The organism is Streptomyces sp. NPDC034086 (genome assembly GCF_055575515.1).
In genome coordinates, this window is the sequence record NZ_JBVISM010000009.1 from 247,006 (window position 1) to 258,058 (window position 11,053).

Annotated in this window: 11 protein-coding genes and 1 riboswitch; of the genes, 1 reads left to right on the forward strand and 10 read right to left on the reverse strand. The window is 70.6% G+C overall.

From position 1 onward, the window contains the following. Positions 1-174: 174 nt before the first annotated feature. Positions 175-273, reverse strand: a riboswitch (glycine riboswitch). Between the two features lie 123 nt (positions 274-396). Beyond that, complete coding sequence (locus ACZ514_RS21855) at positions 397-753, forward strand: PRC-barrel domain-containing protein (RefSeq protein WP_468165413.1); 357 nt, start codon at positions 397-399, stop codon at positions 751-753. Here ACZ514_RS21855 and ACZ514_RS21860 read toward each other — a convergent pair. The 10 genes from ACZ514_RS21860 to ACZ514_RS21905 form a co-directional block, all read right to left on the reverse strand. Further along, complete coding sequence (locus ACZ514_RS21860; RefSeq protein ID WP_468165411.1) at positions 750-2,150, reverse strand: DNA polymerase IV; 1,401 nt, start codon at positions 2,148-2,150, stop codon at positions 750-752. The two genes, ACZ514_RS21855 and ACZ514_RS21860, sit on opposite strands and share 4 nt — an antisense overlap. 83 nt (positions 2,151-2,233) lie before the next feature. Then, positions 2,234-2,872, reverse strand: coding sequence for a MerR family transcriptional regulator (locus tag ACZ514_RS21865; RefSeq protein WP_469125426.1), 639 nt, complete (start codon positions 2,870-2,872; stop codon positions 2,234-2,236). A gap of 184 nt (positions 2,873-3,056) precedes the next feature. Continuing rightward, on the reverse strand, positions 3,057-3,530 hold the full coding sequence (locus tag ACZ514_RS21870; RefSeq protein WP_467893545.1) for a bifunctional nuclease family protein: 474 nt from the start codon (positions 3,528-3,530) through the stop codon (positions 3,057-3,059). A 63-nt stretch (positions 3,531-3,593) separates the two neighbouring features. Further along, positions 3,594-4,358, reverse strand: coding sequence for a transcriptional regulator FtsR (ftsR, locus tag ACZ514_RS21875; protein WP_469125427.1), 765 nt, complete (start codon positions 4,356-4,358; stop codon positions 3,594-3,596). Between the two features lie 69 nt (positions 4,359-4,427). After that, positions 4,428-5,318 carry an FHA domain-containing protein gene (locus ACZ514_RS21880; protein WP_468165405.1) on the reverse strand — a complete coding sequence of 297 codons (891 nt, stop codon included), beginning with the start codon at positions 5,316-5,318 and terminating at the stop codon, positions 4,428-4,430. 130 nt (positions 5,319-5,448) lie between these two features. After that, positions 5,449-6,351, reverse strand: a complete 903-nt coding sequence (locus ACZ514_RS21885) for a DUF881 domain-containing protein (RefSeq protein ID WP_468165403.1) — start codon at positions 6,349-6,351, stop codon at positions 5,449-5,451. A 5-nt stretch (positions 6,352-6,356) separates the two neighbouring features. Continuing rightward, on the reverse strand, positions 6,357-6,689 hold the full coding sequence (locus ACZ514_RS21890; RefSeq protein ID WP_007262894.1) for a small basic family protein: 333 nt from the start codon (positions 6,687-6,689) through the stop codon (positions 6,357-6,359). After that, the gene (locus tag ACZ514_RS21895) at positions 6,686-7,591 is read right to left on the reverse strand and encodes a DUF881 domain-containing protein (RefSeq protein WP_469125428.1); all 906 of its coding nucleotides are present in this window, start codon (positions 7,589-7,591) and stop codon (positions 6,686-6,688) included. The genes ACZ514_RS21890 and ACZ514_RS21895 overlap by 4 nt, the downstream gene beginning before the upstream one ends. A gap of 89 nt (positions 7,592-7,680) precedes the next feature. Beyond that, positions 7,681-10,179, reverse strand: a complete 2,499-nt coding sequence (locus ACZ514_RS21900) for a sugar phosphate nucleotidyltransferase (RefSeq protein WP_468165399.1) — start codon at positions 10,177-10,179, stop codon at positions 7,681-7,683. A 101-nt stretch (positions 10,180-10,280) separates the two neighbouring features. Beyond that, entirely contained in the window at positions 10,281-10,868 is a 588-nt protein-coding gene (locus ACZ514_RS21905) for a CDP-alcohol phosphatidyltransferase family protein (RefSeq protein ID WP_468165397.1), read from the reverse strand. Positions 10,869-11,053 lie beyond the last annotated feature (185 nt).

The window sequence follows — 11,053 nt, forward strand, 5'->3', positions numbered from 1 at the left end:
GACCTGCGAGGGGCACCACGGCGCGGGCACCCGGACGGCCTCCCCCTCTGTCATCTCAACCTGAGAGCTTCACCGGAGCCGCGGGGTTCGCCCGAGAGCTCCGGCTTTCACCGTCGGTGAGGAGAAGCACCGGTACTGCGGGTCCGGAGCCTGCCCCTGCTTTCCAGAGTGGCCTCGTCACGTGCGGTACGTATGCCTGAGAGATTCCGGGGAGGATTTGCTCCTTCGGCGCCTCCGTCGTACTCACTCGGAGGACTCTCCCGCACAGGGTCAACAGCCGTCACCCAGCCTACCAGCGAGGATCTCGACCCTCCCTCGAGTGGCCCCCTCTTCAAATATGCACTTTTGTAGTCATGACGGATGAGCTCTGCATCACTGCGACCGTACGGAGGGACCGTGCAGACCGACATCGATCCGCGCAGCCTGATCGGCCGCAAGGCGTTCGACCGCAACGGCGCCAAGATCGGCACCGTGGACGAGGTCTACCTCGACGACGCCACCGGCGTCCCGGAGTGGGCCGCAGTGCGGACGGGCCTCTTCGGCCGCGACGCCTTCGTCCCCCTGGAACCCAGCGAGGTGGTGGACGACGCCCTGCGCGTGCCCTTCGAACGCTCCCTGATCAAGGAGGCCCCCGACTTCGGAGTCGGCCGCCACCTCTCCCCCGAACAGGAGCTCCGGCTCTACCACCACTACGGCCTCGACGTGGCCCTCCCCTCCGACTTCCGGCACCCCCGCCCGGGGGACGTGCCTTAAGAGCCGTCCCCCACCAGGGGCAGCGGGTCCGCAGCCTCCAGCTCCGGGTCGTCCAGCCGGAAGGTGCGGACCCGGCCCGGGGCCGAACCGGGCTGCTCGAACCGTACGGTCACCCGCCCGACCCCGCTGCCCTGCACCCACCCGGGCCCGTACACCGCGTGCCGTACGTCGCTCCCGGCGGCCCAGTGCCGCACGGGAGCGGCCCCGGTGCCCTCCAGGGCCTCCGCCGGCTCCTCCTGGACTTCCCCGGCCCCGGAGGACTCCGCGGCGTCCTCGCCGGCTCCTGCGGCCCCCGCGCCCGCCTCCTCCGCCTCCGCGGCGGCGGCCAGCGCCTGGGCGAACAGGTCCTCCTGGGTGTAGTCCGCGAGCCCCGTCACCCCCACCCCCAGCAGCCGCACGCCGCCGGTGGTGTCCACGCCCTCCAGCAGCCGCGCGGCCGCCTCGCGCACCACGGCCGCGTCGTCGGTGGGCCCCCGCAGCGTCTCGGAGCGGGTCAGGGTCGAGAAGTCGTACCGGCGGACCTTCAGGACGATCGTCCGCCCCGAGTGCCCTGAGCCGCGCAGCCGGCCCACGCAGCGGTCCGCGAGCCGCTGCACCTCGTTCCGGATCCGTACCCGGTCGTGCAGGTCCACGTCGAAGGTGTCCTCGACCGACACGGACTTCGCGTCGCGCTCGGCGACCACCGGCCGGTCGTCCAGACCCAGCGCCATCCGGTGGAGCCCCACCCCGTGCGCCCTCCCCACCATCCGCACCAGCTCGTCCTCGCCCGCCTCGGCCAGCTCCCCCACGGTGGTGATCCCGGCCCGGCGCAGGTGTTCCCCGGTGGCCGGCCCGACACCCGGCAGGGTGCGCACCGACATGGGCGCGAGGAGCTCGCGCTCGGTCCCGGGCTCGATCAGCAGCAGTCCGTCCGGCTTGGCCTCCTCCGAGGCCACCTTGGCCAGCATCTTGGACCCGGCGAGCCCGACCGAGGCGCTGAGCCCCGTGAGGGCCAGGATGTCCGCCCGCAGACGCTCCCCCGTGGCGCGGGCGCTCGCCGAGTCGAAGGCGGCCCCGCCCGCCTCCAGGTCGACGAAGGCCTCGTCGAGGCTGAGCGGCTCCACCAGCGGCGACAGCTCCCGGAGCAGGCCCATGACCAGCTCGCTGACCTCGCGGTAGAGGGTGAAGCGCGGGATCAGGTAGGCACCGTTCGGGCAGAGCCGGCGGGCCTGCGCGGTCGGCATCGCCGAGTGCACCCCGAACCGCCTGGCCTCGTACGAGGCGGTGGCCACGACCCCGCGCGGCCCGAGCCCTCCGACGATGACGGCCTTCCCGCGCAGACTGGGCTTCGACGCCTGCTCGACGGAGGCGTAGAAGGCGTCCATGTCCAGGTGCAGGATGGTCGGCGCGGCTCTCACCGTACCGATGCTGCCCCATGCTACTGACAACGCGGTATCCGTCGCCGCGGCCCGCGTCCCGCCGGAGGGGCGCGGGCGCGGGCTCAGACGGCCCGGTTCCGGCGGGCGGCCAGCTCGTCGGCCGGGTTGTGGCCGACCAGGGTCTCCCCGGTGTCCACGCGCTCGCCGTGCAGCTGCGCCAGGGCGTTCTCCACATCGCGCCAGACGACGCCGACCGCGATGCCGAAGACGCCCTGCCCGCCCTGGAGCAGGCTCACGACCTGGTCCGGCGAGGTGCACTCGTACACGGTCGCGCCGTCGCTCATCAGCGTCATGCGGTCCAGGTCGGAGAAGCCCCGGTCGCGCAGGTGCTGCACGGCGGTGCGGATGTTCTGCAGCGCCACCCCGGTGTCCAGGAAGCGCTTGACGATCTTCAGGACGACCACGTCGCGGAAGCTGTACAGCCGCTGGGTACCGGAACCGTACGCGGGCCGCACGCTCGGCTCCACCAGCCCGGTCCGCGCCCAGTAGTCGAGCTGCCGGTACGTGATCCCCGCGGCGGCGCACGCCGTCGGTCCGCGGTAACCGACCTGTTCGGACACCGGGCCGTCGTTTCCCGGTCCGACCGGCGCGGGCGCCGGCTGACGGTGCACGGAACCCGCCGCACCACCGTGCAGCGGGTACGGCCCACCATCGCTCCGCGCGGGGGTGCCCCCGGTCGTACCGTCGCCCGTGATCCTCACGCCGACCCTCCGTCCTTGACCTGCCACCTCGAAGGTAGGCAGTGACCAGGGGTGCGTCAACGATCGCCACACTCGGCACGCCGAGTGATAATCACCCTGAGAGTGGTTTCCCGTACCCCATTGCGGGGAAAGGCTACTTGAATGGGCTGACAGTTCCCGGTGGATGACGCGGCCGTCGGCGCGGCTACTGGGGGCCCGTTCCGAAGTCCTCGGGCGAGATCTGGTCGAGGAATTCGCGGAACTTCTCCACCTCGTCCTCCTGCTCGTCGGGAATGGCGATTCCGGCGTCGTCCAGCACGCCGTCACTGCCGTAGATCGGCGTTCCCGTGCGCAGAGCCAGCGCTATGGCGTCCGACGGCCTCGCGCTCACCTCGACCCCGCTGGCGAAGACCAGCTCCGCGTAGAAGACGCCCTCCCGCAGATCCGTGATCCGGACCTCGGTGAGCTCCTCGCCGACCGCGTCCAGCACGTCCTTGAACAGGTCGTGCGTCAGCGGCCGGGCAGGGGCCATGCCCTGCTGCGCGAAGGCAATGGCGGTCGCCTCCCCAGGACCGATCCAGATGGGGAGGTACCGGTCGCCTCCCACTTCACGCAGGAGCACGATCGGTTGGTTGGAGGGCATTTCCACCCGGACACCCACAACGTCGAGCTCGTTCACACAGCAACCCTAGGACCTGCCCGGCAGGTTTGGGTAGTCGGGGCTCCCCCGGGACCCGTCCCGTCAGTGCGGACGCAGCCCGAGAGCGGCCTGGACCAGGGCCTCGTGGAGCCGTACGGAGAGCCCCGCCAGCTCCCTCATGGTGGCCTCGGCATGGGCTCTGGTCTGCGGATTGCGGTGCCGGCGCAGCGGGGAGACGAGCTGCTCCACCAGGCCGGCCTCCCGGTCGGCGGCCGCCTTCATGCCCCGCAGGTGCCGGGGCTCGAGACCGAACCGGCCCAGATCCGCGATCAGCCGGGCCACGGTGACGGTCGCGGCGTCGAACCCGCCGCCCGGCGCCTCGCAGACGAGCCCGTACGACTCCCACTCCTCGAGCTGCGCCTCGTCCACCTCGGCGGCGGCGACCAGCTCCGCCCGGCCCACCCGGGCCGCCGTCGGCCGCTCCCCGCCGGTCTCCGCGCCCCCGGCGGAGGGCTGCGCGGGATCCACCGACTCCCCGTGCGCGGCGGGCGCGGGGATGCGGATCTGCTCTCCGCGGTCGAGCGCGTCGAGCTGTTCCCGGATGACCTTCAGCGGGAGGTAGTGGTCCCGCTGCAGGCGCAGGATGCGTCCGAGCCGCTCGACGTCCGCCGCGCTGAACTTGCGGTATCCGGAAGGTGTGCGCCGGGGCTCGACCAGACCCTCCGCCTCCAGGAAGCGGATCTTCGAAATCGTGACTTCGGGGAACTCGTCCCGCAGCGTGGTCAGCACCGTACCGATGCTGACCAGCTGTCCGGCCGAGCCGGCGGTGCCGTTCTTCGGGGCACCGCCCGTCGGGGTACGCAGCATGGAACCTTCCCTGGGTCCCCCCGGAGGGTGTCCGGGGGTGGGGTTCCCCCCGGACGGTGTCCGAGGGGGTCAGGCGCCCCGCAGGCTCGCGTAGAAGACCAGCCGGTACTTGCCGATCTGCACCTCGTCACCGTTGTGCAGGGCGACGGACTCGATCGGCTCGCGGTTCACGTACGTGCCGTTGAGGCTGCCCACGTCGGCGACGGTGAAGCCGCCCTCCGGGCTCCGGCGGAATTCGACATGCAGGCGGGACACGGTGATGTCGTCCAGGAAGATGTCGCTCTGCGGGTGCCGGCCCGCAGTGGTCAGTTCGCCGTCCAGCAGGAACCGGCTGCCCGAATTGGGCCCGCGCCGCACGATCAGCAGGGCGGAACCGGGCGGCAGCGCCTCCACCGCGGCCTGGGCCTCGGGGGAAAGGGAAGACGGCGCGTGCTGGCCCGACCCCTCGGCCTCGTAGGCCTCGAGGCCGGAGATCGAGATGGTGGACGTGGTCTCCGAAGCGCGCTCCGGCGTCAGACCCGGCCGCAGCGGCGCCCCGCAGTTGGAGCAGAAACGGCTCGCCGCGTCGCTGCGGTGTCCGCACCTGCCGCACGTCTGCTCGGCCGACATGGACGGCTCCTCGCGCCGCGGCTGTCCCGCGGAGGTACTGGTGGCATAGGGGTCGGAGGCAAAACCTCCACCCGCACTGGAGCTTGACGGTTCACCGAAACCTATGCGTCCGGAACCGGCCGGGTCGACGGACGACGCGCCGCCTCCCACCTGGTCACCCGCGCCGGCCACCTCGTCGCGGAAGAGCGGCCTGTCGCCCTGCCCCTCCGCTCCCGGCTGCCCCGCACGATGCCGCGAGCCACCGCTTTCCTCGTTCTTCTTCTTGCCGAACAACTTCTCAAACAACTTCACGGGCGATTCCCCTTGACCGAAACAGACCCGCCCGTGGGGCAGGACGAACTCTGCATGCACACACCTGCCGACCCGGACATCCTGACAACGTCCGTAACCACCAGACAGTTTCCACCACGCACGGCGACTTCCATGCGTCGACCCCCCGCAGGCGCCGGCCCGCGTGAGACCGTCCGCACACCGCTGCGCGTCACGACGATGACGACCGAGCGTAGTCAGGCTGCTTCGCAGCCCGCAAGGCATCCACAACGATCTTCGCCGACCGTGTGACGGCAACGGTGGCCTGTTCCTTCTCCATGGTCTGCACGACACCTCCCGGGATGTTGAGCGCGGGCTCCAGATCCTGCGGTTTGCCGATGACCTTGAACTCGTAGGGCTGTGTGATCTTCTTACCGTCGATCCCGACCCCGCCGGCCTCGTCGGAGAAGTACGAGCCCGCCACGACGCGCACCCCGTTGATCTGGATCGCCTCCGCCCCGGCCGCCCGCAGCTCCTGGAGGGTGTCCAGCAGCTGGTCGGACCGCACCTGCCCCTTGGCGTCGGTGATCCGCAACGTGATCCCCGGACCCTGTGCGGCCACCGTACCGGCCAGGATGCCCAGTTGGCGCTCCTTCTCAACCGTCTGCCGACGAGCCTCCTCGGCCTGGTTGGAGCTGCTCTGCAGTTCCTTGCGCTGGTCCTCCAGCCTCTGCTTCTCGTCCTCCAGGCGCTGGGTCCGCCCGTCCAGCTCGTCGAGGATCCGTACCAGGTCCTCCTGGCGGGCACCGCGCAACGGCGCGCTGGAGTCGCTGTTGGAGCGGACCTGGATCGCGAGACCGAGACCCAGGACGAACAGCAGCAGCGCGACGATCAGTTGGGCCCGGCTGAACCGGGGCGGCCACAGCCCGGCGGCCAGGCGCTGGCGACCGGTCTCCTCCGGCACGGCCGGCCCGGGCCGCGGCGGGGGCTCCTGGGGCCCGGGCGGTTCCGACGGCGGCCGCTGCTGCGGCTGCCCGGGCTCCTGGCGCTGTTGCGGCTGCTGGGGCTGCTGGGGCTGCGGTCCGGGCTGCCCGGGGACCTCCGGCTCGCCGGGCGGGGTGTTCTCCGTGCTCATCGGCCTCACGCCCGGAAGACGTGCCGGCGGATGGCCGCGGCGTTGGAGAAGATCCGGATGCCGAGGACGACGACCACACCCGTCGACAGCTGCGAGCCGACGCCCAGCTTGTCACCCAGGAAGACGATCAGCGCGGCCACGACCACGTTCGACAGGAACGACACCACGAAGACCTTGTCGACGAAGATGCCGTCCAGCATCGCGCGCAGACCGCCGAACACCGCGTCGAGCGCGGCGACCACGGCGATCGGCAGATAAGGCTCCACCACGGCCGGCACCTCGGGCCGGACCAGAAGCCCGACCACCACTCCGGCCAAGAGGCCCAGTACCGCGATCACGACGCACCCTTCTTCGGCTCTTCTGCTGTGGCTGAGCGGACGGTCAGGCTCGACGCCGCCGGGAGCCGCACCTCGTCCGTCGGGGTCAGGGTGTAGCGGATCCCGTAGCTCTCCTGCAGGACGTGCAGGTACTGGCCGTCCACGGAGTCCTGGAACGTGGTCCCGAGCTTCTTCTTGTCCCCCACCGCGAGGACCTCGTAGGGCGGCACCAGGGGCTTGTTGTCGACCAGTATCGCGTCACCCGCGGCCCTGATCGCCGACAGCGCCGTCAGCCGCTGCCCGTTGATCGACACGGCTTCCGCGCCCGCCTGCCACAGTCCGTTGACGATCCGCTGCATGTCCCGGTCGCGCACCCGGCCGGTGTTCGAGAACCCGGCGCTCTCGCGCGGGCCGCCACCGCCGCCCGACGAGGCGCCCTTGGCGTCGTCCACGGTCAGTTTGACGCCGGGACCGCGCACCTCGGTTGCGCCCGCCAGCAGCTCCACCAGCCGGCCGCGCTCGCCGACCTGCTGTTTCAGCGCCACGCGCTGCCGGTCGGCGACCTCGGTCCGCAGCCGTTCCGTGTCGCGCTCCAGACCGTCCGCGTGGTCACCGGCCCGCTGCACCCGGTCGATCAGCTCCTGGCGCTCCTTGGCCAGCACCGGCGCCGCGACGCGCGCCTGGGCGGCGCCGAGGGTGACGACCATGGCGGCGAGCACCAGTCCCGCGGCGAGCCCGAGCTTGGCCCTGAGGGTACGGGGCAGCCCCGCCGTACCGTCGGCCCGGCGGCGGGCCGAGGCTTCCGCATAGCCCTCGTCGAGGCTGTGGTCCATCACGTGGGTCAGCAGCGACATGGACGCGTCCGGGCGCGCCGGCGGCGTGGCCGAACTCCGGTTGTTGGGCGGCTGCGACATGCCGCACATCGTCGCATGTCGGCACCGTCCTCACCCAATGCGCGCGTCCGGCGGGCCGGGGCGGACGACTCCCGCACCCGGCCCGCCGGCACCGCGCGTCAGTGCTGCCCGGCTCCGTCCACGACCGCGCCCCACTCGTCGAGGAGCGCCTGGGCGGAGGCGTCGTCGGGGCCTTCGGCCCACAGGTGGGTGACGGCCTCCGCCGGGTCCGGCAGGACCAGCGCCCACCGTCCGTCGGCCTCGACCACGCGCACCCCGTCGGTGGTGTCGACCTGGCGGTCGCCCGCCGCCTCCACGACCCGCCGCATGACGAGGCCCTTCGTCGCCCACGGCGTGGGCACGTCCCGCTTGAGCACGTGCGCACGCGGAATGCGGGCGTCGATCTGGCTCAGGGTGAGCTGCGTCCGGGCCACCAGTCCGATCAGCTGCACGAAGGCCGCCGACCCGTCGAACACGGAGCTGAACTCGGGGACGATAAACCCGCCCCGCCCGTCCCCGCCGAAGATCGTCGTCTCCTCACGGCCGACCCGGGTCAGGTCGTCGGGCGAGGTCGTCGTCCACTCCACCTGCGTGCCGTGGTACGCCGCCACCTGTTCGGCGACCCGCGTCGTGGTCACCGGCAGGGCCACCTTGCCGCTGCGCTTCTCGGCGGCCACCAGGTCGAGGAGCACGAGCAGCGCCCGGTCGTCCTCGATGATCCGGCCGCGCTCGTCCACCAGCGAGATCCGCTCGCCCACCGGGTCGAACCGCACCCCGAAGGCCGCCCGCGCCGACGCCACGATCTCCCCGAGGCGCACCAGACCGGCCCGCCGGCTCTCCCGCGTCTCGGTCGGCCGGGACTCGTCCAGGCCCGGGTTGATCGTCAGGGCGTCGACGCCGAGCCGGCCGAGCAGGCTCGGCAGCACGAGCCCCGCGCTGCCGTTCGAGGCGTCCACGACGACCTTGAGCCCGGCGTCCGCGATCCCGGTGGTGTCCACCCGCCGCAGCAGCGAACCCGTGTACGAGTCGAAGACGCTCGACGGGAACTGCAGGTCACCGATCTCCCCGGGGAAGGCACGCCGGTACTCCTGGCGCGCGTACACCCGGTCCAGCTTGCGCTGCTGCGCCTGCGAGAGGTCGGCACCCCGCTCGTCGAGGAACATGATGTCCACGGAGTCCGGCACCCCGGGCGAGGTTCTGATCATGATTCCGCCCGCCGCGCCGCGGGCCGTCTGCTGGCGCGCCACCGGCAGCGGTACGTTCTCGAGGTCGCGGACGTCGATGGCGCTGGCCTGGAGCGCCGAGATGACCGCGCGCTTGAGCGCGCGGGCGCCCCGGGAGTGGTCACGGGCCGTGGTGACGATCGCGCCCTTCTTCAGCATCGTCGCGTAGGCGCCGGCCAGCTTGACCACCAGCTCGGGGGTGATCTCCACGTTCAGGATCCCGGAGACTCCCCGGGCACCGAACAGGTGTGCCTGGCCGCGGGACTCCCAGATGACGGAGGTGTTGACGAAGGCGCCGGCCTCGACCGTCTTGAACGGGTAGACGCGCACATTGCCCTGGACAATGGATTCTTCACCCACGAGGCACTCGTCACCGATGACGGCGCCGTCCTCGATCCGGGCTGCCCGCATGATGTCGGTGTTCTTGCCGATGACGCAGCCGCGCAGGTTGCTGTGCGGGCCGATGTAGACGTTGTCGTGGACGACGGCCTTGTGGAGGAAGGCCCCGCTCTTCACGACCACGTTCGACCCGATGACCGTGTGCTCGCGGAGCTCCACCCCGGCCTCTACCTTGGCGTAGTCCCCGACGTACAGCGGCCCGCGCAGCACGGCGTCCGGGCTGACCTCGGCCCCTTCGGCGATCCAGACGCCGGGCGAGATCTCGAAGCCGTCCATGTCCACCTGGACCTTGCCCTCGAGCACGTCGGCCTGCGCCTTGACGTAGCTCTCGTGGGTGCCGACGTCCTCCCAGTAGCCCTCGGCGACGTAGCCGTAGATCGGGCGGCCTTCCTTCATCAGCTGGGGGAAGACGTCACCGGACCAGTCGACCGAGACGTCGGGGTCGACGTAGTCGAAGATCTCCGGCTCCATCACGTAGATGCCGGTGTTGATGGTGTCCGAGAACACCTGCCCCCACGTCGGCTTCTCGAGGAAGCGCTCGACCTTCCCTTCCTCGTCCACGATGGTGATGCCGAATTCCAACGGGTTCGGCACCCGGGTCAGGCACACCGTGACCAGTGCGCCCTTCTCCTTGTGGAAATTGATGAGGTCGGTGAGGTCGAAGTCGGTCAGCGCGTCGCCGGAGATGACGAGGAAGGTGTCGTCCTTCAGGGCTTCCTCGGCGTTCTTCACGCTGCCCGCAGTGCCGAGAGGCTTCTCCTCGTTGGCGTAGGTGAGCTCCATCCCGAGCTCCTCGCCGTCACCGAAGTAGTTCTTGACGAGGGACGCCAGGAACTGCACCGTGACCACGGTCTCGCTGAGCCCATGCCGCTTGAGCAGCCTCAGCACGTGCTCCATGATCGGCCGGTTCGCCACCGGCAGGAGCGGCTTGGGCATGCTTGAGGTCATGGGGCGAAGCCGCGTACCTTCGCCACCGGCCATCACGACGGCCTTCATGTCGGAAGAGTCCTCCTAGAGAGATGACGGTCCAGCCGACCTCACTCATCCGGGGCGGATACTCCGCAACTCTTCCGCGTCAGTACCGGTGCCGAATGAGCTCAATCGGCCGTGGTAGCCCTGACCAGCCGGCGGACTTGCACCACGTAAAGGATTCCTGCCCACCAATAGAGAGTTGTACCCCATCCGGCGAACGCCCATCCGAAAACGGACGCCATCCAGGCCAACCAGCCGGTCCCGTCACTGAGCAGGAGCAGGGGGAAGGCGTACATCAGATTGAAGGTCGCGGCCTTGCCGAGGAAGTTCACCTGCGGCGGCGGATAGCCGTGCCGGCGCAGGATCCACACCATGACCAGCAGCATCGCCTCACGGGCGAGGAGCGCCGCGGTGAGCCACAGCGGGAGGATCTCCCGCCAGGTCAGGCCGAAGAGAGTGGTCAGGACGTAGAGGCGGTCCGCGGCGGGGTCCAGCAGTCGGCCCAGTTTGCTGATCTGGTTCCAGCGGCGCGCGAGTTTTCCGTCGAGGTAGTCACTGATCCCGCTGAGCATCAGGACGGCCAGCGCCCACCCGTCGTACCCCTCCAGGATGAGCCAGAGGAACAGCGGTACGCCGACGAGACGAGCCATGCTCAGGATGTTCGGAATGGTGAAAATTCGGTCGGTCTGAACCCGAGTCTCCTGGACCTCCACCCGGGGGCCTCCACTGTGACGCTAGAAATGGTCGGATCGATGCCCCCTGACCCTACAGGAGTCCCTGCACGGGACGGCCGGCCGCCGATCCGGGCCCTGAACGCAGAAAAGCCCCGCACCAGAAGGTGCGGGGCTTTCCCACAATGATTGTTCGGCGGCGTCCTACTCTCCCACAGGGTCCCCCC

Excerpts from the sequence above, each read along its gene's own strand:
- ACZ514_RS21885 (WP_468165403.1), bottom strand. The coding sequence starts at position 6,351 with ATGAGCACGGAGAACACCCCGCCCGGCGAGCCGGAGGTCCCCGGGCAG.
- ACZ514_RS21895 (WP_469125428.1), bottom strand. The coding sequence starts at position 7,591 with ATGTGCGGCATGTCGCAGCCGCCCAACAACCGGAGTTCGGCCACGCCG.
- ftsR (WP_469125427.1), bottom strand. The coding sequence starts at position 4,358 with ATGCTGCGTACCCCGACGGGCGGTGCCCCGAAGAACGGCACCGCCGGC.
- ACZ514_RS21900 (WP_468165399.1), bottom strand. The coding sequence starts at position 10,179 with ATGAAGGCCGTCGTGATGGCCGGTGGCGAAGGTACGCGGCTTCGCCCC.